Below are 23236 nucleotides of genomic sequence, written 5' to 3' on the forward strand. Positions count from 1 at the left end.
TGGTTAATTCAGGCGCGGCACAGCGAGCCGAGGCGCCTAAAGCTGCGTGCGCGGCAACGGCCCGGCCGCACGCCGGATTTGATCTGGCGCTCTTTACGCCAACAGGCCGGAAATCACCAGTGCCGTGATGCATGGCTTGGCGGAGAGTGCCGCGCCAAGGTTGCAGCGGATATCTGCTCTCGACCCCGGCATTTGTACCATCCGCGTGACCTCAGATCTCCGCGTAGACCTCCAGCAGGTTGCCGTCGGGATCGCGGAAGAACAGCGTCCGATGACCAAAGGGCTGGTCCGTCGGCGGCGACAGCAGCGCCACGCCCTGGCGCAGAAGCTCGTCGGCGCATTGGTCGACCTCGGGTGCAGACACTTTGAAAGCCAGTTGCAGCGAGGCGCTGCCTTCAGGCGTCGGCGCATCGGCCGCAGTCCGGCCCGGCTTCGCCAGCACCAGCGTGTTGGGGCCGAGGCCATACTCGATCCAGTTCGGCGACAGCTCGCGCAGCAGGGACAAGGCGAGCACGTCCTCGTAGAAGCGCCGCATCGCCGCCATGTCGCGCACGAAGATGACGGTGTAGTCGATCGCGCGGATGGCGCTGAAGGGCGAGCGGGCGGGCGCGCTGGATTCGCCTGTCATCGTCGCCATCATTCCACCAGCTCCGGCCACGGCACGATGGTGGACTTCACCGTCTTCATCGCCATCGCGTCCTTGACCGCCTGCGCGACGCCCTTCTCCGTAAACGGATAGATCGTCTGCATCTTCAGCCACGGATATTTGCCGGCCGTGCGGTAGAGCATGTCGACGCCGAGCGGCAGATCATTGCCGGTGAAGCCCCAGGATCCCAGCACGTTGAGGTCCTTGGTGCAGATGCGGTGCCAGGAGGTGTCGATCGAGCCGGCATCGGTGAACTGGCCCATCTCGACATAGGTGCCGCCGTCGCGCAGCATCTCGATGCCTTCGGGGCCGGCGGTGGGGTGGCCCGAGCAATCCATCACGAGATCGGCGCCGAAGCCGCCGACGATGTCGCGGACGCGCGCAATGCGCTCTTGCGGCGACGTCAGCTCTTCGATGTTCACGGTTGCCTCCGCGCCGAATTCGCGCGCGAGCTTGAGCCGCGGCTCCTCCGGGGCGCCGACGCAGATGATGCGCCCTGCCCCCATCTCCCTGGCCGCGGCGACCGCGAGAATGCCGATCGGGCCCGAGCCCTGTATCACTACCGTATCGCCCCAGGTGAAACCGCCGGCGCGGCTGGCGCGATTGAAGGCGCGGATGCAGGAGGTCAGCGGCTCCGACAGCGCGCCGAGGCGCAGCGACATGTCGTCGGGAAGCTTGTAGATTTTCGTGCCCGGCAGCATGTCGAGATCGACATAGACATATTCGGCCCAGCCGCCCCACATGTGCGGCGCCTTGTCGAAGCCGAGATAGCGGCCGTAATAGACCGGCGTCAGGCATTTGTTCGCGGTCTGCGGATAGTGGATGCAGTAATAGCAACGGCCGCACGGCATCAGCGGCGGGATCATCACCTTAGATCCGACCTTGAGCGGCTTGCTCATGAAGTCCTCGGTGAACTCATCGCCGCACTCGACGATGACGCCGCCAATCTCGTGGCCGAGCGTGAACGGCCAGGGCAGCGGCTTCGGCCAATGTCCCTTGAGAATATGCAGATCGGTGCCGCAGACACCGCAGGCGCCGACCTTGATCAGCGCAGCCTTGCGGCCGACCTTCGGCCACGGCACGCTGCGGATGACGGGCTCGGTGCCGGGACCGGCGTGGGTGCAGACGCGAATGGCTTCCATGGATGTGTCCTCAGTGCCCGCTTGTTATGATTGATGGGTGCAGGCTGACGACAAGCGTATGTGAGATAGGACGTCGTGCCAAGCAGCAGTCTCGTAGCCCCGCATGAGCGAAGCGACATGCGGGAAGATATGCCCCGGATATCGCTTCGCTCATCCAGGCTACGAACTAGAGACCGCAGAGACAGATCTGACGCATGCTGCCCGCAGTCAGAGGACTGTGATCGAAATCACCAAAGCGTGCGATGAGGCCGAGGCCGCCCGAAGCGATCAGCAATGGCATCTCCTGCGGGAAGATACTGCGCATCGGCAATTTCACCCGCCAAAAATCCGTTTCGGTCTCGCTCGACCAGTACCACTCCACATGCCTGACCTGTGCGAGCGGGTCGTATCGTGCCGTCTCCTCAATGGTGATCATGCCAAGGTCATCGTGGACGACCGTGCCGATCAACTCCCGCTTGTCGGGATCAGCGTTGAGCATGGCGATGTTGGGCAGGAACGCATCGAACACGAGCCGGCCGTTCGGCGACAGGTGCTTGCCGACCGATCCGAAGAAGCCTTTGAAGTCATCGAGGCTATGCAGGTGCAGGACCGAATTCATGGCGACGATGATGGTGTCGAAGGTCCGTCCCCCGAGATCGAAATCGCGCATGTCCACCTGGGCGAAGCCGGGCTCGACCGATTGCGCTCTGGCGTGATTCCGCGCGCGCTCCAGCATCGCCGAAGACAAATCGGCTCCGACGACCTCGAGCCCGGCTTGCGCCAGCGGAATGGTCAGGCGACCGCTGCCACATGCAAGATCGAGAACGCGCCTTCCGCGCTCGCGCGCAATCTCGACATAGAAGCGTTCGAGCATCGCGTTTGGCGGAGCCATCAGGTCATAGAGATCCGGGCGGTCATAGAGGCTGTTCGGTTCCATGGGGGGATCGTAGCCGATAATCTCGAGGCCCGCGCGGGGCGACTTGTCCGCCGCTGCTCGAGCGACGGCCTCAATCGGGCAGCCCGGATTACGCTTCCGCTCCAGCCAACCTACTGGACTTCGTCGCCCGCGTGAGCGAAGCAAACCTAGGAGCGTGCTCCGGCCTCGACGAACGAACCGTAACCGATCACAAGACATGACCAGCAATCGCCCCCTGTGTTGCTCGTATTCGGCGGCCTTCCGGCCACCGGCAAGACGACGGTCTCCCGCGAGTTGGCAACGCGGCTAAAGGCAACATACCTCCGCATCGACACCATCGAACAGGCCTTGCGGCAGGCTGGCCTGGCGGTCGGCACGACAGGGTATGCCATAGCGAATGCCATCGCCGCCGAAAACCTCAAGCTCAGCCGAACCGTGGTTGCCGATTGCGTAAACCCGGTGCTTCCGAGCCGTGCCGGCTGGCGGAAGACGGCGGCGGAAAATTCGATACATATCGTCGAGATCGAATTGATCTGCCGTGACCTCGCCATCCACCGGAGACGGGCGGAAGACCGCGTCGCCGATATCAGTGGCCACGAACTCCCAAACTGGGAGGAGATAGTGAACCACCACTATGAGCCGTGGGATCGAGAGCATCTCGTGCTCGATACGGCCGATGGGTCTGTCGATCATCTCCTCGAGCGGGTGGAGAAATACGTTCGGGGCAGGATCGGCTAGCCTATCAAGAGCCGGCCATCGCTTTGCACATATGGGCTGCGCACCCATGCATCTTGAAGCGCCCATTGATGAGCGTGTACGCACGGGCGAAATCTCACCCTTGGTGCTCCCTTGAATCCCCTTCCCCAAAATCCCATGGCCGCGTCCGGCTCGTTCGCGGCGATGAAATCCGTGCCGTATCGGCTCCAGTTCACGGCCTATGTGCTCGCGATGATGGCCGACAACATCGAGCATGTGATCAGCTATTGGGTGGTGTTCCAGAAATTCCATTCGCCGGCGCTGGCGGGCTTTGCCGTGCTGTCGCACTGGCTCCCCTTCCTGCTGTTCTCGGTCGCGGTCGGCGGGCTCGCCGACCGGTTCGATCCGCGCCGCATCATCCAATGCGGCATGCTGCTGTTCATCGTGGCGTCCGCCGGATGGGGCTTCTTCTTCATCACCGACACCATCCAGATGTGGCACGCGATGCTGCTGCTGGTGATCCATGGCTGCGCCGGCGTGCTCTGGCAGACGCCGAACCAGCTCCTGCTCTACGATCTCGTGGCGCCTGCGGACCTGCCGAGCGCGGTGCGGCTGAACGCGATGGCGCGCTATCTCGGCATCCTGGTCGGGCCTGCGGTGGGCGGCGTCATCATGCTCACCCTCGGCACCTCGCACGGCATCATCTTCAACACGCTGTTCTACCTGCCGATGCTGCTCTGGCTGTTCTGGGCACCGGTCCGCGACAGCAGCGTGGCGGTGCGGCGCTTCGCGGTGCGTGGCCTTGCCGACATCGTGCTGACGATGCGCGCGATCGGCACTCAGCCGGTGCTGGCGGCGATGACCTGGCTCGCCGGCCTCACCTCCTTCATGATCGGCAACGCCTATCACGCCCAGATGCCGGGCTATGCCGGTGATCTCGGCCATGGCGACCCCGGCGTCTCCTACAGCGTGCTGCTGGCGGCGGATGCGGCCGGCGCGGTGCTCGCCGCTATCGCGCTGGAATCCTGGGGCCGCCTCAAGGGCACGCCGCGCACCGCGATCATGCTGGCGATGCTCTGGAGCATGGCGCTGCTCGGCTTCGCCCTGGTCCGGATCTATCCGGTCGCCATCGTGCTGCTGTTCTGCGCGGGCTTCTTCGAGCTCTCGTTCAACACCATGGCGCAGGCGCTTGTGCAGCTGAACGCGCCGCACGACATCCGCGGCCGCGTCGTCGGCCTCTATAATATGGCCGGGCTCGGGATGCGGGCCTTCAGCGGCATCACCGTCGGGCTGTCAGGCGCGGCGATCGGCATCCACTGGTCGCTCGGCCTGTCTGCCGCCGTCCTGCTGGTGCTGCTGCTTCTGCTGCGCGCTGCGAAGCCGACGTAGCGAAGCGGGCCCGGTTGACTCCCGCCTGTCTCCGCCGCACGCTTGCAGCGGCGGCCGGGGAGACGACACGTTGCGCAATCGCTGGGGCATTCTTGCAATCCTGTTCGTCGTGCGCCTCACCATCGCATTTCAATTTCAGAGCGTGGCCGCGGTCGCGCCGCTGCTGCAAGGGAGCTTTGGCGTCGGGATTGCCGATATCGGGATCCTGATCGGGCTCTATTTCACGCCTGGCATCGTGCTGGCACTGCCAAGCGGCGCGATCGGCCGGGCTCTCGGCGACAAGCCGACGACGATCCTGGCGCTCTTGCTGATGACGGCCGGCAGCCTGGTCATGGCCACAACCGACATCTGGGGCTGGCAGATGGCCGGCCGCCTGGCCTCGGGCGCCGGCGGCGTGCTGCTGACGGTGCAGCTCACCAAGATGGCCACCGACTGGTTTGCCGGCAGGGAGATCGCGACCGCGATGGCGATCTTCGTCAATTCCTGGCCGGTTGGCGTTGGGATCTCGCTTCTGGTGCTGCCTTCGATCGGGACCGCCTATGGCGCAGGCGCGGTGTTCCTGGCAGCAGGTGTACTGACCGCAATCGGTATTGCGCTGATCATGTTCTACCAGCCGCCCCCGGCGGTAACGGTTGGCGCTGCCGCCTCGGGCTGGCCCGATGCTCTTGCCCTGCTGGCGGTGATCGTCGCGGGCATGATCTGGGGCCTTTATAATATTGCCTTTGCCATGATCTTCTCGTTCGGCCCGACGCTGCTGACGGAGCGCGGCTGGAGCATCGCGGCGGCGGGCTCGGCGATCAGCGTCGTGATGTGGCTGTCAGTGATCTCGGTACCGGCCGGTGGCTACCTCGCCGATCGCGGCAAGCCCTTTGTTCTGACGATCGCGGCCAGCCTCGTCGTGGCCGCCCTGCTGGCCTGGATGAGCCGATCCGACGCCGTGATCACCATCCTGATCCTGGGCGGACTGGTCGGCGGCCTTCCGGCCGGCCCGATGATGAGCCTCGCCGCCCGCGTCCTTGCGCCGGAGACGCGCGCCCTTGGGATGGGCGTGTTCTACACCCTCTTTTATGCCGCGATGATGTTGGGGCCGGCTCTCGCGGGCCGGCTCGCCAAGTCGGCCGGCACGGCCGCAGCTGCGTTCGACCTCGGCGCACTGACGGTGCTGGCCTGCCTGCCCCTGATGTTGCTTTTCGAGCGTATTGTGTCTGTCCGTGAGCGGCGCGCCCGATCCTAACGCGGCATTAACCCTATGCACCTTAGGGTCGTGCCGGACTCCGCCCGGGCGGGGGGTCGGGTGTTGAAAATGGCGTTGGCGAACAAAAAATTTCTTCCGGCCGCCGAGGAGCGTCGGCGTTTCCAGCGGGTGAAGGTGCACCTGCTCGGCCGTTACATGCTGCCGGACCGACGTGAATTCCCCTGCCAGGTCATCAACATGTCGCCGGGCGGGCTCGCGCTACTCGCCCCCGGCATCGGCAATGTCGGCGACCGCGTGGTTGCCTATCTCGACCATATCGGCCGGGTCGAGGGCAAGATCACCCGCATCATCGACAATGGCTTCGCCATGACGATCGGGGCAACGCCGCGCAAGCGCGACAAGCTCGCGGCCCAGCTGACCTGGCTCGCCAACCGCGACATCCTCAACCTGCCCGAGGACCGCCGCCACGACCGTATCGTGCCCCGCAACCCCATCGCCGTGCTGACGCTCGAGGACGGCACCAAGATGACCTGCCGCATCATCGACCTCTCGCTGTCAGGTGCTGCGATCGCCGCGGAAAACCGCCCGCCTCTGAAATCGACTGTTTTCCTCGGGCGGGTGCAGGGCCGCGTGGTCCGCAACCTCGAAGACGGCTTCGCGCTGGAGTTCATGCACGAGCAGCCGATCGAGACTCTCGAAGAGAGCGTTACCGCGCGGTAAAGCGCGACAGCGGGAACCCCCCTGTATTTCAAGCCTCGAAGGCGGCCTCCGCGATGCGGACGCCGCCTTTTTCGTGCGTTGCGGCCATCCCGATGCGAGTTAACGCAAGCGAGCAATTGCGCGCAAACGACGGTTCCGCCAGCGTTTGCGCGTTAATAGATAAAATTTGAATCAGTTGCAGTCATTTCAAATTTTATGAGAATTCGATTCAAGTATAGATCGAATTCGCCTCGCCTTTTACTTGCATTCGTCTCAACTTGACTTGACCGACTTAGCGGCAACTCAAAAGCTGCATGTCAAATGTGGTCCCAACAAGAAACGGGGGCCGCAATGTTTGATTTCAGGGGACAGGGGAAGGTGCTGGCGCTGGCCGCCATGCTCTTCGGGATCAGCGCAGCAGCGCAGGCCGGCGAGAGCCGACTGCTCTATGCGAGCCTCGGCGACACCACGCGTGCGCCGATCGGCTGGGTCGAATTCTGTGCGGACAACGCCGCTCAGTGCAAGGGCGCGCCGACGCAGGCACGCGACATCGTGATGTCGCAGGCGGCATGGCGCGACCTCGTCAAGGTCAATCGCTGGGTCAACGAGACCGTGAAGCCTTTGACCGACCAGGAGCACTGGGGCGTGATCGAGAAGTGGTCGCTGCCGACCGACGGTTACGGCGACTGTGAAGACTACGTGCTGTTGAAGCGCAAGATGCTGATGGATGCCGGATGGCCGCGCGAGGCCCTGCTCATCACCGTCGTGCGCGACAAGAAGGGCGAAGGTCACGCCGTGCTGACGGTGAAAACCGACAAGGGCGAGTTCGTTCTCGACAATCAGAACGAGAACGTCCTGGCCTGGACGGAGACCGGCTACCGCTTCGTCAAGCGCCAGTCGCAGAGCGATCCCAACGTCTGGGTCTCGCTCGGCGATACCAAGCCGGCGGTCTCCACCGCCAGCGCGAGAGATTAGGAACGAGACAACAGGTTACGCGACCCGGTCACATCCCCACCCCTCCCCGTCCCAGACCGGTTCGCGCGCGGCCAGCCATCCCCCAATGGCTGGCCGCAACTTTTCGAGGATGCGCAATCAGCCCTGTGACGCCCACGGCACCCGCGCGGCGGTGAAATCGCGCCACGTGCCTTGCAGTGATGGCTGGACGCCGATCGAGGCGCGCGCCTGCCAGCCGGCGATGGCCGCGGCGGCGACGGCGCTGTCGGGCTCGGCATCGAGCCCCTCGAGCAGCGATGCCGTGACCGCCATGTCGTTGAAGGCGCCGAGTTCCTCCTGCAGAGCGGCGAGCCGGCGCGAGAAGCGCTTGGTGGATTTGCGATCCTCGTAGAGCGGCAGCAGGAACTCGCTGAGATAGCGCAGCCGCTTGGTCGCGAGCCGCACCCGATGCAGCTGTTCCACGGAAAGCGATTTGAAACGGCGGCCCCGCTTGAGCAGCTTCACATATTGCTCCGACAGGATACGCTGGGCAAAATTGACCGCGGGCTCGGCGAGCCGGCCGAGATCTTCGGCAGGGACATCGCTGCGCCAGCCCCGCGCCTCGATCCAGTTGCCAAGGCCGATCAGGAATAGTGCACAGCGGCGATCGGCGAGCGCATGATGCGCCTTGCGATAGGCGCCGGACTGCCGCTGGGCCGCAGCCCGGCCGAGCGCATCGAAGCCGGCGACGGAAGGACAGGCCTTCGCGATCGTCGGCAGGGTTTCGAGCTGGAACACGTCCCAATCGCGCGCGGCGGACAGATCCTGCGCCAGCCATTTGGCTTCCGAGCGCAGCGCGTCGAGATTGCTGAGCGTGCCGACCGATCGCATCAGGTCCAGAGCCGACCGGAGCCGACGCAGCGCGACGCGGAGTTGATGCACGCCCTCCGGATTGCGGCCGTCCTCGGCCGCCGGCAGCGACTGCAGCAGATGCAGGAAGCAGGAGCGCAGGATCGTTGCGAAGGCGTCGTCGAGCGTGACTGAAGGATCGAGGCGAAGTTTGCGCGGACGGCGGGCCGCCGGCGGCACGCCCGCTGCGAGATCGAAGCCGCGCGCCGATTTGCTGCGGATGGACGGCTTCACCACCCCGTGCTCGGCCAGCCGCAACGCGATCTCGTAGATCGTGCTCGCGCTGCCATCCTTGAGCTCCAGCTCGATCTCGCTCACCGGCATCGACCGATCGCCGGCCGCCAGCTCGCCACGGTCGAAGGCGACCTCCACCGTTCCCGACGGCAAATCGACGATCCGGGCGTGGCGATGGGTGTCGGCGGTGAAGACGGCTTCGAGCGCCTGCGCTTCGAGAACGCCGCGAAGCTTCTCCGGGACGAAGGGCATCGCCAAAGCAAGATCGGGCGCGAGCGAAGGCACGCTCGCCTCCCACTCGCCACGACGCAGCGGATCATCCGCGGCATCGGTCTTCACGGTCTGCACGAAGCGCGCCCCGCTCTGGCGCACCCGCAGGCTGAGGCCGTTGCGCCGAAGCGTCCGCTCGGGCGTGTCGTAATAGACGGACTTCAGATGCTTCCGCGAGCCCTTGTTCCGCGCATGCGCCGCGATGACTGGCGCGGCGTTGAAATGCGCCATGCGATCGGCATCGACGATGAGCTTGAGCTCGATTTCGCCGGCGGGCTTTGCGGTGGCGGCCGACCGAGTTGACGGAGGGGTCGCGTCTTGCGATGGCGTCTGATCAATCACAGCGCCCTCGGTATTCGCGGGTTCCGCGCCGTCCTCAATTTGCCTCAGGAAGCCCGCAGCGACTTGCGTTCTCTTGTTGTCCTTGGGAGCAGGATTGGCGTCCCGCGCGCTCGGTGTCTTGCGAAGCGGCGCTGCGTCTGATTTTAGCATCTACGATAACATGACAGTTCAATGACAGAGCCACAGCATATAGCTGGACTGGTCCGCGATGAACAGTAGCCTTGAGCTTTCCCGGCATTCACATGACGCGCCAGGGGCCAGGATCGGACAAGTTGTCACAATGCGGCGCGACATGACGAGCTAAGTTGCTGCGGCGCCATCGTCAGGCAATCGAATCGATAGCGAGTCGCGCCGAGCTCGAAACCGACATGATCGCGCGTCAGTGCGCGAGCGTGTTCTTGTAGATCCTGCCATCCTTCATGATCACGACGAAATTCTTCGCGGGATCCTGGATGATCCTGATGTCGTCGAGCGGATTGCCGTCAACCAGCAAGAGGTCCGCGAGCGCGCCTTCCTCCACCACGCCGAGCCGGCCGGGGTATGGATTTCGCGGGCCCGAGAGGCCCAGCAGTTCCGCGTTTGTGGACGTTGCCATGGTCAGCGCTTCGGCCGGCGTGTACCAGCGCGTCAACGCGGCCAGCATCGAGCCCTGCTCGTCCGCCAGCTCCTTCGAGAACAGCACGTCGGTGCCGAACGCGGTCTTGATGCGGTACTTTTTCGCCAGCGCATAGACACGGTCGGTGCCGGCAACGACCTGCCGCAGCTTATCCTGCTCCGCTGGTCCCAACCCAGCCGCGGCGGACAGATCCAGGAACGGCTGCGTGCTGAGCCAGATTCCCTTTTCGGCGATCAGCTTCGCGCTCGCCTCGTCCATGAGATGGCCGTGCTCGATGCATCTGACGCCGGCCGCGATCGAGCGCTGGATCGCGACCGGCGTGTAAGCGTGCGTGACGACATAGGTGCCCCAATTGTCGGCGGCCTCGACCGCCGCGCGCAGCTCCGGCTCGGTGAAGGTGGAGACATCGAGCGGACTGAAGGGCGACGCGACGCCGCCGCCCGCGGTGAGCTTGACCTGCGAAGCGCCCTGCATGAGCTGCTCGCGCGCGCGCACGCGGACCTCGTCGGGGCTGTCGGCAACCATGCTGCCGCCGATCCGCTCCATGCGGCTGAGCATGCCGCCGATGGTGCGCGGCAGATCGGAGAGCTGCCGGAAGTCGCCGTGACCGCTGGTGACGGTGATGATGGCGCCGGACGGATAGATGCGGGGACCGACGACAAGGTCCTCGTCGATGGCCTGCTTGAGGCCGAAGCTCGGCCCGCCCATGTCGCGCACGGTGGTGAAGCCGCGCATCAGCGTCGCGGTGGCCTCAGCCGCCGCAAGCAGATTGTTGTAACCGATATCGCCCGCAAGCGCAGCCATCGGCGTCGGACGCACCAGCATCGTATGCCAGTGCGCGTCGATCAGCCCCGGCATCAACACGCGGCCCGCGCCGTCGATTATCTGATTGGAGGCGGTCAGGTCGCCGGACGAGATCTTCTCGATGTTCCTGTCCCTGACGAGGACATTGGACGCGGCCGAGAGCGTGCCGTTCTTCCCGTCGAATATCCTGACGTTGCGGAACAGGATGGCGGAGTCCTGCTGGGCCGGCGCAGGCAGCGCGCTACAGAGAAGCACCGCGAGCATCACCGCGAGTCCGGCTCGCGCCTTCAATCCTGACATGACCATTCTCCGTAGCGCTACGCGGGTCTGGCCGCGGGCAGCCAGGCGAAGGTCAGCCACCCGATGCCGTGGGACAGAAGGTCGATACCGAGCAGCAGTCCAAGGACCCAGATCCCCGTCATCGGAAAGCCCGTGAGGATGACGAGACCCGCCAGAACGCCGAACAGGCCGGATGCGACCATGATCCCGCCGCCCTGCTGCCACCGGCCGAAGCCAATCAGCATGCGCACAACGCCGGAGATGAGCAGCGCAAGGCCGAGCACATAGGTGAGCAGCAGCGCGCCCGTCAGTGGCTGGCTAACGAGGATGATGCCGAAGGCGATGTAGAGAATGCCGAGCACCACTTGCCAGAGGAAGCCGCCCCAGCCCTTGGTCCAGAACGCGTGGAATATCTCGAAGGCGCCGGTGGCGATGGCCACCCAGCCGATGAAGAGGGCACTGACCACGGTGAAGAACGCGACGTCGCCCAGCACCATGAGTCCCGCGAACATCATGAAGAGCCCCAGCAGGACGCAGACCCAGCGGGATGGTTGCGGCAGGCCGGTAGCGCCCATCGGCGCGCTGTGATCGTAAATCGTCATGACGTCCTCCTTCGATTATCTCCAGCGCCAGCCGCAATGGCGGCGGCCGCGATGCCACCAGCATTCCCAGCGCCGGCGTCGCCGATGCCAAGACGGCGGCCGGTGCGGTGGTCGATGTGGCGGACGATGGCTTGGTGCCGGCAATGGACGGGCATTTTGCGCAAAGTCGCGACCGGCGCCGTCACGTCTGGACGGAGTTGTGGCATCGATCCGTTCCAACTCCGGCAATGCAGCTGCGTCCTGCGGCCACAGGCTCACGCCGGCGCCCGCGAGGATCACGCCTCCCAACAGTGTGCGCAGCGCGTCGCGGCGATCCATCTCACTCATCGATCTCATGTCCGGGCTCTCCTTCGGAAAGTCCCTGCCCCTAGTTCAACTCACGTTTTTGCAGTGGACTCATCGCTCGGGATTTCGCCCGGCAGATAGTCTGGAAGACGCCCCGCCGGGATGATTGCGATCAGCGAGAGACCCGCCATGATCAGGAGCCCGATCTTCAGCGCGCGCAGTCGCGCCTCGGTGTTGACGCGGACGGCCTCCGTGACTTGCTCCGGCGTGCCGCTGGTGCGCTCGAGCACGCTACGCAGGCGGTCGTTGCTGACGAAGGTGATGTTGTCGAGATCGACCTGGGCCTGGAGCTCGGGCGTGAGGACCGGATTTGCCGTGATCTTGCCGAGGGCGATGGTACTGAGGAGACCGACCATAAGTGCACCGGCCACCGCGGTCCCGACTGCGGCGGCAAGGTTTTGCGTCGTGCCACGCAGGGAGCCGACATCGCCGGCGAGCGCTTTTGGAGAGGCCGTCACCAGCACATTGAACAGCAGTGTCACCAGCGAGCCCTGGCCGATGCCGAACAGGACGAGCCCGAACAGAACCGGAATCTCGCTCCAGTCATTGCGCACGACGAAGGCGAGCCAGACCAGCGCGATGGTGCAAAGCGCAAAGCCATAGCGGCCGATCTGTCGTGGCGTCAGCCGTTCGTAGACGTTGACGATCAGCATCGCCGAGAAGAAGACAGTGAGGTTGAAAGGCATCATTGCGACTGCCGTGGCAAGCGGCGAACGCCCCTGCACGATCTGGATGTAGAGCGGCACCGTGAAGTTCAACGCGGCTTCCAGCGCGACTACGGCAAATAGCGCGAAGACCGCGCAGCGCTCCTCCGGCGAATCGATCACCTCCAGCGCCAGCAGCGGCGTCTTGCCGGCGGCCTGCCGCCGGTGCGTCCACAGCAGAAACGCCTGCCCGAGGACGACCCCGAGCACGATCATGACCGGTGCAGGTGAGAACCCGAGCAGATCGAACGGCGCGCTCGGCGTCGCCACCGCGAGACCCCAGCCGTTCAGATTATTGAAGCCGAAGCTGATCAGGATGATCGCGCTCGCGGCAAGCGCAACGCCGACGAGATCGATCTGCACATCGGGGCGGCCGCGATCAGGCTTCAGGCGGAAGCTCATCAGGAACACGATCGCGGATGCAGCGATCAGAATGCCGAATGCCGGTCGCCAGCCGATATACGTTCCAAGCACGCCGCCGACCACGAAGGCCAGCACGCCGGCTGCCGCGCGGGCCGAGCCAAGCGCGCCGAGCGCCGTTGCCTGCTGGCGACCGGCATAATTTTCGGCGATCAGAGCGACCAGCGAGGGCACGATGACCGAACCTGCGGCGCCGCACAGCGCCTGCGCCGAGATCATGACAGCGGCCGACGGGCTGAATGTCATCATGAGCTGTGAGACGAAAAACAGCACGACCGCGCCGCGGAACACCTGCAACGCGCCAAAGCGCTGGGCGAGCTTGGCGCCGAGCATGACGAAACCGGCTACCAGCATCGAATAGGCGACGATACCCGTCGCGACCGTGGTGGGTGCGACGCCAAAGGTGGCGACCATGCCGCCCATGGCCACCGGCAGCGAAGCCACGTTGAACGACATGATCATTTGGCCGAGCGCGATTGCGATCATGGGAAGCCAGGATGCACGCTCTTCCTGGTGGACGGTGCCGATCGGCATTGTCTGCGTGGTCGCCATGACGTCCTCCGGCTCAAATCGGCGTTGCGACCGGCCCAGCTATGAGCCCGCCACTCCTCCCGGCATCGATCATTCTTCCGGTTTCGACACGAACAGATCCATTCCCAGCCGCTGCGACAGGAACTTTGCTGCGAGCTGTCCCCGCACGCTGTTGCCGGCGGCATCGAGCGGCGGTGCGAAGGTGCCGAAGCCGCCCTTGCCCGGAGATACCGCGACGATGCCACCGCCGATCCCGCTCTTGCCGGGCAGGCCGATGTCGTAGAGCCAGTCGCCCGAGGTCTCGTAGAGCCCGGCTGTGATCATGACGGCGAGCGCATAATGGCAGACCGAAGCATCGACCACGCGCTGCCTGGTTACCGGATTGACGCCACCATCGGCCAGAGTCGCGCCCATCACGGCGAGGTCACGGGCGGTCACGTTGAGCGAGCACTGCCTCGTGTAGAGGTCCGTCGCTTCCTTTGCGTCGCAATAGATGCGGTCATAGCTCTCCAGCAACCGCGCAATGCTGCGGTTGCGGAAATTGGTCTCCGATGCCGATGCGTAGACCTCTTCATTGAGCGGCAGCTTACGACCGGCAAAGCGCGACAGTCCGTCATGAATGAACTCCCACCGCGCCGCGGCATTGGCTCCGGGCGCGAGGCTGGTGGTCGCAATTGCACCAGCATTCACCATGGGATTGGTGCGGCCGCTGCCCTGCTCGATGGCCGCAAGCGAATTGAACGGAAGCCCGGTCGCATTGGCCCCGAGCCTGGTGCGCGCTTCCTCCGGTCCGATGGTCTCGCAGACCAGCGCGAACACGAACGGCTTTGACACGCTCATGATTGAAAATTCGTAGTCGATTTCGCCGGCGCCATAGACCTGACCGCTGGTTCCGACGACACACACGCCGAACAACTCGCTCGGCACGCGCGCAAGCGCGGGGTACACCTGCGAATTGGTCCCATCACGGTTTGATTGAAAGCGCCGCTGCGCCTCGACAACCAGTGCCTGCACCGTTTCCGGACCAGGCAGATGGCCGGTCGAAACGTAAGCCGCCTCTCGTTCGTCAGCCAGAGGTCGCGCCATGGCACTACTCCGTAGAACGGATTCAACGCAGGTCGGCTCCGTTCTAGAACTCGACGCTCCAGCCAGTTGATTCCGCAAACCCGACGGAGTCAATTTGCAACCATAAGGCGATTCTGCAACTCTGCCATACGGCTCCATGAGAGATGCACGACCGGGCAATCAACCGGGATATTTAGGCAAATATGTAAGGCCAACTGTCGCGCATACGGCGAACTCTATTAAAACAAGATCCCAAGAGAGATTGATATCAACGCCAGATTGCATTGCTCCCGCACTGGAGTACGATGATGCAACGGGCTGCGAAGATCATGGAGCGAAAAGAGACGCTACGGCAGCCAGCATCAAGTAACGAGGCCCAACATGGTGGCACAAGCGAGTGACGGACATGTCCTGCTGGTCAAGAAGCTCGGCGGACTCATCGCAATCGTCGTCGGATGCTTGCTGACCGCGGTCGGAGTGACCTTCGAATCCGGCAGCATGACCTTCTTTGGCGTCATCTTACTGGTGCTTGGCGCAGGTCTACTCGTACTGAAGATCGTCAGACGGAACGAAGGATCTTCGTTACCATAGGCCACGGACGCGCTTCGCTTACGCGTCAAGACCGCCGCTCACTCCGCGGCTTCAAGATTGGCGGGCTTGTCGACCTCGCCGAGCGGCGAAACAGCAGGGCCGTTGAGCGCGGTGCCGTCGGGTGCAAACTGCGACCCGTGGCACGGGCAGTCCCAACACTGCTCCAGCGCATTCCAGTGCACGACGCAGCCGAGATGGGTGCAGCTTGCCGAATGCAGGTGCAAATGTCCGTTCCGGTCCCGGCACGCCGCGATTTTTTTCAGGCCGCTGCGGACAAGGCGCCCCTCCCCGGGCCGCAGACGTTCGACGCTCGCGATCTCGCTTGCCGTCAGATACTCGGCGAGATTCTTCAGCGGCGTGATGTTCTCGCTGATGAACGTGCCGATGTTCTTCTGAATCTTCCGTGCCGGGGCGTAGACCTCCTCCCATGGGCTTGCGCCAGTCATAATGAGATCTGCAATCAACATGCCCGCTACAAGCCCATTCGTGATGCCCTGTCCGGAGTCTCCGCTGACGACAAAGACGTGCTCCTCGCCGGGGCTGCGACCAATGAAGCCGACGAAATCGGCCGGCTCCAGCACCTGACCGGACCATCGATGAGTAATCTCGCGCAGGGCCGGCAATCGCTCGCGTGCCCAGCGTTCGAGCAGGGCAAGGCGCAGTGAGCCATCGTCCGCTTCACCGGACTTGTGATCTTCTCCGCCGATGATGACGAAGTCCTCGTCCGCGGAGAAGGGCTGAAGTCTGACATAGTGATAGGGGTCGAGCGTATCCCAGTACAGCGCATCCTCTATCGCACCGGCCGGGATTTTGGCGGCGAGCGCATAGGTGCGGTAAGGCGCCTGCTTGGTATGGATCGCCACCTGCACATGGACCGGCGAGTTCGTCGCAACGACCACGTCGGCGGCGTGGACTTCGCGGCCCGAGGCAGTCGTCACGACCATGTCGCCACGTTCTTGACGGATGCTCGCTACGCAGGTGTCGGCGTAGAGCTGCGCCCCGCGGCGCTGAAGTGCGCCGGCCAGCCCGGCGAGATATTTGGTCGGGTGCAGACGCGCCTGGCGGGCAAAACGCAACGAACGCACCAGGCCTCCGGAATGGAATGCGGTCCGCTCGACGCAGTTTTCGACGGGGATCCCGAGCCGGCGACAGCAATCCAATTCCTGATCCAGCTCAGATGCGGACGTTTCGCGCGCCAACAGCCAGTAGCCGTCGACCCTACGAAAATCGCAGCGGATGTCCTCGGCTCGCTGAATTGCCTCGGCGCGGTCAATTGCCGCTTCGACGCTTTGATAATAGTGCCGCGCACAATCAGGGCCGCGTACCCTGACCAGTTCGTCATAGCCATCGTCGAGCGCCGTCGCCAGATGCGCCGTGGTGCGCGCCGTCATCCCACTGCCAATGCGGCCGCGATCGAGTACCGCGACCGAACGTCCGCGGCTGGCGAGTTCATATGCAACCGACAGTCCAGCTATCCCGGATCCGATGACGGCGACGTCTACGCCCGTCTGCGACAGCGCCGGAGCCTCTGCGACCGGAACTTCCATCCAGAGCGATCGCGTGTACTCGTCCCGTACGTTCATGACGCTGCTCCTTGAAAAAAGAACGATGCAGCAGAACGGGGGTTCCTAGCGGCCCTGCCGAGGAGAAACGCCATTGCAGGTCCCTCGCGCCCATTAGGAACCTTCACTGCACCGGCGCTTAAACCGGCATGGCAAATCCATCACCTGGAATGCGTAGGGCATTGCGTCTGGCCCAGCTGTACGGCCACCTGCAGGTCCGAAACGACAGGCTGTACCACCCCGGGGGCAGCAATCCGGTCTGCTCGGTACAGCTTGCGTGCGAAATGGTCAGGTCAGGGCTGATGACAAAGCGAAACGGCGACTACGAGATCACCCCAGAGGGACGGTTCGCCGCAGAAAGCAAATCGGGCCACTGAGTCAGGAACGCAGCTCCGGCTGCGATCCGTTCGGGTCAGACGCCAAGCACATCCGCGAGCCGAAGCTCATCGGCCGCCGGATCCTTCAGGAACAGCTCGGCCTCGATCTCGGTCAGATGCGACAGCATCTGCGCGCGCGCGGCCTCCCTGTCGCGCTTGCGGATCGCGGCGACGATCCCTGCGTGATGATCGGTGCCGCAGGCCGGCGTGTCGTGGCGACGATAGAGCAGGATGATGAGCGAGGAGCGCGCGATCAGCTCCTTCAGGAAGCCGAGATAGATGCTGTGGCCGCTCATCTCGGCGACGAGCCGGTGGAACTCGCCGGAGAGGCGGACGGAGGCGCGCGCATCGCCGCGCAGCTCGGCCTCGCGCTCGTCGGCGAGATGTCGTTGCAGGCGATCAACCCAGTCCGGCGACACGGCATCGATGGCGTGATCGACGATCGTCGGCTCAATCAGGCGACGCGCCTCGAACACCTCGCGGGCATCGGCAGGGGTCGGGCGTGCGACGAAGGCCCCGCGATTCTTCTCGATGTTGACGATGCCCTCATGCGCGAGCTGCTGCAGCGCGGTGCGAACCAGCGTACGGCTCGCGCCATAGATGTCGCCGATCTCGTCCTCCCCGAGCTTGGTCCCCGGCAGCAGACGATGCTCCAGGATCGCGGCAGTCACGCCCTCCCTGATGCGGCTGACGCGATCACTGGCGTCTGGCGCGTCGGATTTCGGACGGGTTCTGGCAGCCATGGGTGCAGGCGTCGAATTTGAGGGCTGATCGGCAACGTTCGAATGCGGATGTTAGTCGACGATCTGTATCCAATCACAGGTGAAACTTTATACAATCGTCGCACATTTTGTGTGCAGGTGTCCGGACAGCCGACAGGTGCCCCGGATCAATCGGATTCGATCTAACGTTCTGACTCCGCTGCACAGTTTTGGGAATCGGGGCAGACAGGAGCTGTTGGCACGGACCTTGCGGAGAGACCCGGAAGCACCGCCCTCCTCTCGGACACGCCATGGCCATTCCCGCCGCTCTCGAACTGGTCGCCGTCACCAAACGCTACGACGCCACGCTGGCGGTCGACAACGTCAACCTGAAGATCCCGGCCGGCACCTATTGCTGCCTGCTCGGCCCGTCCGGCTGCGGCAAGACCTCGACCCTGCGCATGATCGCGGGCCACGAGGCGGTCAGCGCGGGCGACATCATCCTCGGCGCGCAGAACGTCACTGATCTTCCGCCCGCCGAGCGCGGCACGGCGATGATGTTCCAGTCCTACGCGCTGTTTCCGCATCTATCCGTGATCGACAACGTCGCTTTCGCACTCAAGATGCGCGGCATCGACAAGCCGACCCGGCACAAGCGGGCCGGCGAACTGCTCGAGCTGGTGGCGATGAGCCAATATGCGGGCCGTCTGCCGGCGCAGCTCTCCGGCGGCCAGCAGCAGCGCGTGGCGCTCGCCCGTGCGCTGATCACCGAGCCGCAGATCCTCCTGCTCGACGAGCCGCTCTCGGCGCTCGACCCGTTCCTGCGGGTCAAGATGCGCGGCGAGTTGAAGCGACTGCAGCGCGAGCTCGGCATCAGCTTCATCCAGGTCACCCACGGCCAGGAGGAGGCGATGGCGCTCGCCGACCACATCGTGGTGATGAACCATGGCCGCATCGAACAGCAGGGCACGGCCCGCGACATCTTCCACCATCCCCGCACGGAATTCGTGGCGCGCTTCATCGGCGGGCACAACGTGCTCAGCGACGCCGGCAGGCTCATCGCCGTGCGCGCCGATCAGCTCGGCATCCTGCCGTTCACTGACGGCGCATTCGGCGCGCCGGCGCTGCTGACCCAGACCGAATACCAGGGCTCCTACATCGCCGTCTCGCTCACGCTCGACGACGGCACCGCCCTGTTCTCCCACGTTCCCGAGGCCGCCTTTGACGTCCATCCATTCCGTCCGGGCGATCGCGTGCTGGCCACCTGGGATCCCGCCAAGGCGCAACGCCTGCAATAGCGCCCGTCATGCCAGAGAATGCGCAACACAGAGGAGTGAGCGAAATGACCGAGACGACCAGAAAGACCGGCGTCAGCCGCCGCACGCTATTGAAGGGCACCGCGGGTCTGGCAGGCCTTGCCGCTGGCTCCGGCGCCATCACCGGCTTTCCCTACGTGAAATCGGCCGATGCGAAGGTGCTGCGTTATCTCGGCACCGCCGTGAACGAGGGCGACGACATCGCCAAGCAGTGCCTGAAGGACACCGGCATCAAGATCGAGTACATCACCGCGACCACCGACGACGTCACCAAGCGCGTGATGACTCAGCCGAACTCTTTCGACGTGCTGGATACCGAATATTTCTCGCTGAAGAAGATCGTGCCGTCGGGCAACATCCTTGCGCTCGACGCCAAGAAGATCAAACAGTTCGATAACATCACACCCGTCTTCACCAAGGGCGAGACCCCCGGCGGCAAGAAGATCGGCGGCCAGGGCACCGCGCCCTGGAAGGTGCTCTATCTCGAAGGCAAGGACTCCAAGAAGTTCGCGACGTCGGCGACGGAGTTCGTCACGCTGATCCCGACCGTCTACAACGCCGACACGCTCGGCATCCGCCCCGACCTGATCAAGCGTCCGATCAGCTCGTGGTCTGAGCTGCTCAACCCCGAGTTCAAAGGCAAGGCCTCGATCCTCAACATCCCCTCGATCGGCATCATGGACGCCGCGATGGTCGTGGAAGCCTCCGGCAAGTACAAATATGCCGACAAGGGTAACATGACGAAGGAGGAGATCGATCTCACCATGAAGGTGATGACCGAAGCCAAGAAGGCCGGCCAGTTCCGCGCGTTCTGGAAGGACTTCAACGAGAGCGTCAATCTGATGGCCTCGGGCGAGACCGTGATCCAGTCGATGTGGTCGCCGGCGGTGACGAAGGTGCGCTCGATGGGGATCGCCTGCACCTTCCAGCCGCTCAAGGAAGGCTATCGCTCCTGGGCGTCGGGCTTCTGCGTCTCCAAGGGCGTCTCGGGTGCGAAGCTCGAATGGGCCTATGAGTTCGTCAACTGGTTCCTGTCCGGCTATGCCGGCGCCTATCTCAACCGCCAGGGCTACTACTCCGCCGTGCTCTCGACTGCGAAGGCGCATATGGAGCCCTACGAATGGGCCTATTGGATGGAAGGCAAGCCGGCCGAGAAGGACATCAAGGCACCCGACGGCTCGCTGCTGGAGAAGGCCGGCGCGGTGCGCGACGGCGGCTCCTATGAGGACCGCATGGGCGGCGTCGCCTGCTGGAACGCGGTGATGGACGAGAACGACTACATGGTCCGCAAGTGGAACGAGTTCATCGCGGCGTAGTGGACATGTCGGAAGAAGTCCTGCAACAGGCATCCCCGGGCCTGATCCCGGGGTCGGGCACAGCGCGCGCGGCAAAGCCGACGCGCCTGTCGCCGTCCTTCATCTCCTGGCTCCAGGCCGGGCCGATGATGCTGGTGTTTCTCGCCTTCTTCCTCATTCCGCTGGCCTTCGTCGTCATCGTCTCGTTCTGGGATTACAACGAATACCAGCTGCTGCCGCACTTCTCCGGCCGCGGCTACACCGACACCTTCGAGGGCTGCCTCGCGCAGCTCCCCGAGCTCTGCACCATCGGCAAGACCTATTTGAAGACGCTGAAGCTGTGCTTCCTGGTCTGGGCCATCACGCTCTTCATCGGCTTCTGGGTCGCCTATTTCCTCGCCTTCCACGTCAAGTCCAAGACCTGGCAGATGGGATTGTCGCTGCTCTGCACGATCCCGTTCTGGACTTCCAACGTGATCCGCATGATCGCCTGGATTCCGCTGCTCGGGCGCAATGGCCTCGTGAACTCAGGCCTGATGAAGATGGGCTTGATCAACCATCCCGTGGAATGGCTGCTGTTCTCCGAATTCTCGGTGGTGCTGGCGCTGGTCCATCTCTTCACCTTCTTCATGGTGGTGCCGATCTTCAATTCCATGGTACGCATCGACAAATCGCTGATCGAAGCCGCCTATGACGCCGGTGCGAGCGGCTTCCAGACCCTCGTCAACGTCATCATCCCGCTGTCGAAACCCGGCATCGTGATCGGCTCGATCTTCGTCATCACCATCGTGATGGGCGACTTCATCACCATCGGCGTGATGGGCGGCCAGCAGATCGCGGCCGCCGGCAAGATCATCGAGACGCGGGTCAACGCGCTGCAATTCCCGGCTGCCGCGGCCAACGCCGTGATCCTGCTCGTCATCACCTTCCTGATCATCACCATGATGTCGCGCATCGTCGACATCAAGAAGGAGCTCTAGCGCATGACGGAAGGACGGCCGCGCTCTTTCTACGTGCTCGCGATCTTCTTCGCGGCCTATGTGCTGTTCCTCTACGGCCCGATGATCGCGATCTACGTGCTGTCGTTCCAGGGACCGCAGGGCGGCCTCACCTTCCCGATGAACGGCGTCTCGACCTTCTGGATCGCAAAACTGTTCCAGGGCACCGGCATCGTCGATCTCGGCGCGGCCTTCCGCCGCTCGCTGCTGCTCGGCGTGATCGTGATGATCGTCACCGTCGTGCTGTCGGTCGCCGCAGGCATGGCGTTCCGCAGGAAGTTCAGGGCACAGAGCATCCTGTTCTACTCGGCGATCGCCAGCCTCATCGTGCCCTCGATCATCACCTCGCTCGGCATCTCGCTGGAATTCCGCATCATCGACGATCTGATCAAGGCGCATTGGAACGAGAATTTCGAGACCTCGATGGGCCTGCTCACCTCGGGTCTCGGCGCGCATCTGACCTGGACGCTGCCGTTCGGCCTGCTCATCATGTTCGCGATCTTCAACCGCTTCGATCCCAGGCTCGAGGAAGCCGCGCGCGATCTCGGCGCGACGCCGTGGCAGACGTTCCGTCACGTCGTGCTGCCGATCATCCTGCCGTCCGTGATCGGCATCGGGCTATTCGGCTTCACGCTTTCCTGGGACGAGCTCGCCCGCTCCAGCCAGGCGATCGGGGCGGTGAATACGTTGCCGCTCGATCTTCAGGGTCTCACCACCACCGTGACGAATCCCGATATCTACGCGCTCGGCACCGTGATCTCGGCGGTCTCGTTCACGGTGATCACGCTTGCGCTCGGCACCATCCACGTGCTCAACAAGCGGCAGGCGGCCAAGGGTTCGGACGCCGGCAAGGGGCTCGTCTAAGGGACTGGTCTGATCGAGATGCGGCTGCACGTCGTCAATCCCAACACCACCGCGTCGATGACGGCGAAGATCGCCGCTGCCGCGCGCAGTGTCGCCCTGCCCGACACCGTGATCGACGCGCGCCAGCCGGCGATGGGTCCGGTCTCCATCGAGGGATTTTACGACGAGGCCTTTGCCGTCCCCGGCATGCTCGGCTGCATCCGCGCAGCCGATCGCGACGGCGCTGACGCGCACATCATCGCCTGCTTCGATGACACAGGCCTTGATGCCGCGCGCGCCGCGGCAAAAGCGCCGGTGATCGGCATCGGGGAAGCCGGCTTCCACATGGCGAGCCTGGTCGCCGCACGATTCGCCGTGGTGACGACGCTCGGTGTCTCCATCGTTCCGATCGAGCACAATTTGCGGAAATACGGCCTCGCCGAGCGTTGCGCCCGCGTCCGCGCCGCCGAGGTCCCGGTGCTCGCGCTCGAGGAGCGCAACGCTGGCGCTGTCGGCAAAATCTCGGCGGAGATCACCGCCGCGATCCGCGACGACCGCGCCGAGGCGATCGTGCTCGGCTGCGCCGGCATGGCCGAGCTCGCCGGCGAGCTCGCCGCCGCGCACGGCCTGCCCGTGATCGACGGCGTCGCCGCCGCCGTGACGCTGGCGGAATCAGTGGTGCGGCTGGGGCTGACGACATCCCGGCTCGGCCCTTACGCCGCGCCGCGGCCAAAGACCTATTCCGGGCCGTTTTCGCCGTTTCAGCCCTGATCCCCATCCCTGACGGGCATTCGGAGGCTGATAAAGCCTGCTGGTTGTTGGTTTTTCGCCTTTAGC

At 64.1% G+C, this 23236-nt stretch carries 21 protein-coding genes; 11 read left to right on the top strand and 10 right to left on the bottom strand.

Translation table 11 applies throughout. From position 1 onward, the window contains the following. Window positions 1-211 precede the first annotated feature (211 nt). The 3 genes from LPJ38_RS29860 to LPJ38_RS29870 all read right to left on the bottom strand — a co-directional run bounded on the left by LPJ38_RS29860 (window position 212) and on the right by LPJ38_RS29870 (window position 2902). Complete coding sequence (locus LPJ38_RS29860; RefSeq protein WP_145640711.1) at window positions 212-628, bottom strand: VOC family protein; 417 nt, start codon at window positions 626-628, stop codon at window positions 212-214. 8 nt (window positions 629-636) lie between these two features. Beyond that, a complete protein-coding gene (locus LPJ38_RS29865; RefSeq protein ID WP_145640708.1) occupies window positions 637-1788 on the bottom strand; it encodes a zinc-binding dehydrogenase in 1152 nt (383 codons plus the stop codon). 166 nt (window positions 1789-1954) lie between these two features. Further along, a complete protein-coding gene (locus tag LPJ38_RS29870; RefSeq protein ID WP_231088682.1) occupies window positions 1955-2902 on the bottom strand; it encodes a class I SAM-dependent methyltransferase in 948 nt (315 codons plus the stop codon). An 18-nt stretch (window positions 2903-2920) separates the two neighbouring features. On the opposite strand from LPJ38_RS29870, the gene LPJ38_RS29875 reads away from it, so the two are divergent. The 5 genes from LPJ38_RS29875 (at window position 2921) to LPJ38_RS29895 (ending at window position 7637) form a co-directional block, all read left to right on the top strand. Beyond that, window positions 2921-3421 carry a P-loop nucleotide/nucleoside kinase family protein gene (locus LPJ38_RS29875; protein ID WP_145640703.1) on the top strand — a complete coding sequence of 167 codons (501 nt, stop codon included), beginning with the start codon at window positions 2921-2923 and terminating at the stop codon, window positions 3419-3421. Window positions 3422-3556: 135 nt separating this feature from the next. Continuing rightward, on the top strand, window positions 3557-4768 hold the full coding sequence (locus tag LPJ38_RS29880; RefSeq protein ID WP_145640751.1) for an MFS transporter: 1212 nt from the start codon (window positions 3557-3559) through the stop codon (window positions 4766-4768). A 70-nt stretch (window positions 4769-4838) separates the two neighbouring features. Next, window positions 4839-6002: an MFS transporter gene (locus LPJ38_RS29885; protein ID WP_145640700.1), complete on the top strand. Its 1164-nt coding sequence runs from the start codon at window positions 4839-4841 to the stop codon at window positions 6000-6002. A 69-nt stretch (window positions 6003-6071) separates the two neighbouring features. After that, window positions 6072-6683 (top strand): PilZ domain-containing protein, encoded by a 612-nt coding sequence (locus tag LPJ38_RS29890; RefSeq protein ID WP_008565596.1) that lies wholly within the window; start codon window positions 6072-6074, stop codon window positions 6681-6683. Between the two features lie 330 nt (window positions 6684-7013). Beyond that, window positions 7014-7637, top strand: a complete 624-nt coding sequence (locus tag LPJ38_RS29895) for a transglutaminase-like cysteine peptidase (RefSeq protein WP_167520708.1) — start codon at window positions 7014-7016, stop codon at window positions 7635-7637. 117 nt (window positions 7638-7754) lie between these two features. Here LPJ38_RS29895 and LPJ38_RS29900 read toward each other — a convergent pair whose 3' ends face one another. From LPJ38_RS29900 to glsA, 5 genes are all read right to left on the bottom strand, one after another. After that, complete coding sequence (locus tag LPJ38_RS29900) at window positions 7755-9500, bottom strand: CYTH and CHAD domain-containing protein (RefSeq protein ID WP_145640696.1); 1746 nt, start codon at window positions 9498-9500, stop codon at window positions 7755-7757. A gap of 229 nt (window positions 9501-9729) precedes the next feature. Then, complete coding sequence (locus tag LPJ38_RS29905; protein WP_145640694.1) at window positions 9730-11070, bottom strand: metal-dependent hydrolase family protein; 1341 nt, start codon at window positions 11068-11070, stop codon at window positions 9730-9732. A gap of 17 nt (window positions 11071-11087) precedes the next feature. Beyond that, entirely contained in the window at window positions 11088-11651 is a 564-nt protein-coding gene (locus LPJ38_RS29910) for an HdeD family acid-resistance protein (protein WP_145640692.1), read from the bottom strand. Between the two features lie 377 nt (window positions 11652-12028). After that, window positions 12029-13672 (bottom strand): MFS transporter, encoded by a 1644-nt coding sequence (locus tag LPJ38_RS29915; RefSeq protein ID WP_231088449.1) that lies wholly within the window; start codon window positions 13670-13672, stop codon window positions 12029-12031. Window positions 13673-13741: 69 nt separating this feature from the next. Next, window positions 13742-14737, bottom strand: coding sequence for a glutaminase A (glsA, locus tag LPJ38_RS29920; protein WP_145640690.1), 996 nt, complete (start codon window positions 14735-14737; stop codon window positions 13742-13744). A gap of 360 nt (window positions 14738-15097) precedes the next feature. On the opposite strand from glsA, the gene LPJ38_RS29925 reads away from it, so the two are divergent. After that, entirely contained in the window at window positions 15098-15307 is a 210-nt protein-coding gene (locus LPJ38_RS29925; protein ID WP_145640688.1) for a hypothetical protein, read from the top strand. Between the two features lie 38 nt (window positions 15308-15345). On the opposite strand, the gene LPJ38_RS29930 is transcribed toward LPJ38_RS29925, so the two are convergent. Then, on the bottom strand, window positions 15346-16890 hold the full coding sequence (locus LPJ38_RS29930) for an FAD-dependent oxidoreductase (RefSeq protein ID WP_167520707.1): 1545 nt from the start codon (window positions 16888-16890) through the stop codon (window positions 15346-15348). Window positions 16891-17281: 391 nt separating this feature from the next. Then, complete coding sequence (locus LPJ38_RS29935; protein WP_145640686.1) at window positions 17282-17989, bottom strand: GntR family transcriptional regulator; 708 nt, start codon at window positions 17987-17989, stop codon at window positions 17282-17284. A gap of 269 nt (window positions 17990-18258) precedes the next feature. Between LPJ38_RS29935 and LPJ38_RS29940 the strand changes: the two genes are divergently transcribed. From LPJ38_RS29940 to LPJ38_RS29960, 5 genes are read left to right on the top strand one after another with little or no spacing between them, the layout of a single operon-like run. After that, a complete protein-coding gene (locus tag LPJ38_RS29940) occupies window positions 18259-19245 on the top strand; it encodes an ABC transporter ATP-binding protein (RefSeq protein ID WP_145640684.1) in 987 nt (328 codons plus the stop codon). A 44-nt stretch (window positions 19246-19289) separates the two neighbouring features. Next, the gene (locus LPJ38_RS29945) at window positions 19290-20579 is read left to right on the top strand and encodes an ABC transporter substrate-binding protein (protein WP_145640681.1); all 1290 of its coding nucleotides are present in this window, start codon (window positions 19290-19292) and stop codon (window positions 20577-20579) included. After that, entirely contained in the window at window positions 20579-21538 is a 960-nt protein-coding gene (locus LPJ38_RS29950; protein WP_145640678.1) for an ABC transporter permease, read from the top strand. Before LPJ38_RS29945 ends, LPJ38_RS29950 begins: the two co-directional genes overlap by 1 nt. Window positions 21539-21541: 3 nt before the next feature. Beyond that, window positions 21542-22420: an ABC transporter permease gene (locus tag LPJ38_RS29955; protein ID WP_145640676.1), complete on the top strand. Its 879-nt coding sequence runs from the start codon at window positions 21542-21544 to the stop codon at window positions 22418-22420. 18 nt (window positions 22421-22438) lie between these two features. Beyond that, on the top strand, window positions 22439-23170 hold the full coding sequence (locus LPJ38_RS29960) for an aspartate/glutamate racemase family protein (RefSeq protein WP_145640674.1): 732 nt from the start codon (window positions 22439-22441) through the stop codon (window positions 23168-23170). The last annotated feature ends 66 nt before the right edge of the window (window positions 23171-23236 follow it).

Origin of the sequence: Bradyrhizobium daqingense (assembly GCF_021044685.1) — a bacterium.
GTDB classification, from domain to species: Bacteria; Pseudomonadota; Alphaproteobacteria; order Rhizobiales; family Xanthobacteraceae; genus Bradyrhizobium; species Bradyrhizobium daqingense.

Coding starts and splice junctions, on each gene's coding strand:
- LPJ38_RS29930 (WP_167520707.1), bottom strand. CDS start 16,890: ATGAACGTACGGGACGAGTACACGCGATCGCTCTGGATGGAAGTTCCG.
- LPJ38_RS29890 (WP_008565596.1), top strand. CDS start 6,072: ATGGCGTTGGCGAACAAAAAATTTCTTCCGGCCGCCGAGGAGCGTCGG.
- LPJ38_RS29860 (WP_145640711.1), bottom strand. CDS start 628: ATGACAGGCGAATCCAGCGCGCCCGCCCGCTCGCCCTTCAGCGCCATC.
- LPJ38_RS29900 (WP_145640696.1), bottom strand. CDS start 9,500: ATGCTAAAATCAGACGCAGCGCCGCTTCGCAAGACACCGAGCGCGCGG.
- glsA (WP_145640690.1), bottom strand. CDS start 14,737: ATGGCGCGACCTCTGGCTGACGAACGAGAGGCGGCTTACGTTTCGACC.
- LPJ38_RS29870 (WP_231088682.1), bottom strand. CDS start 2,902: ATGTCTTGTGATCGGTTACGGTTCGTTCGTCGAGGCCGGAGCACGCTC.
- LPJ38_RS29945 (WP_145640681.1), top strand. CDS start 19,290: ATGACCGAGACGACCAGAAAGACCGGCGTCAGCCGCCGCACGCTATTG.
- LPJ38_RS29940 (WP_145640684.1), top strand. CDS start 18,259: ATGGCCATTCCCGCCGCTCTCGAACTGGTCGCCGTCACCAAACGCTAC.
- LPJ38_RS29955 (WP_145640676.1), top strand. CDS start 21,542: ATGACGGAAGGACGGCCGCGCTCTTTCTACGTGCTCGCGATCTTCTTC.
- LPJ38_RS29960 (WP_145640674.1), top strand. CDS start 22,439: ATGCGGCTGCACGTCGTCAATCCCAACACCACCGCGTCGATGACGGCG.
- LPJ38_RS29925 (WP_145640688.1), top strand. CDS start 15,098: ATGGTGGCACAAGCGAGTGACGGACATGTCCTGCTGGTCAAGAAGCTC.
- LPJ38_RS29915 (WP_231088449.1), bottom strand. CDS start 13,672: ATGGCGACCACGCAGACAATGCCGATCGGCACCGTCCACCAGGAAGAG.
- LPJ38_RS29905 (WP_145640694.1), bottom strand. CDS start 11,070: ATGTCAGGATTGAAGGCGCGAGCCGGACTCGCGGTGATGCTCGCGGTG.
- LPJ38_RS29895 (WP_167520708.1), top strand. CDS start 7,014: ATGTTTGATTTCAGGGGACAGGGGAAGGTGCTGGCGCTGGCCGCCATG.
- LPJ38_RS29910 (WP_145640692.1), bottom strand. CDS start 11,651: ATGACGATTTACGATCACAGCGCGCCGATGGGCGCTACCGGCCTGCCG.
- LPJ38_RS29880 (WP_145640751.1), top strand. CDS start 3,557: ATGGCCGCGTCCGGCTCGTTCGCGGCGATGAAATCCGTGCCGTATCGG.
- LPJ38_RS29935 (WP_145640686.1), bottom strand. CDS start 17,989: ATGGCTGCCAGAACCCGTCCGAAATCCGACGCGCCAGACGCCAGTGAT.
- LPJ38_RS29865 (WP_145640708.1), bottom strand. CDS start 1,788: ATGGAAGCCATTCGCGTCTGCACCCACGCCGGTCCCGGCACCGAGCCC.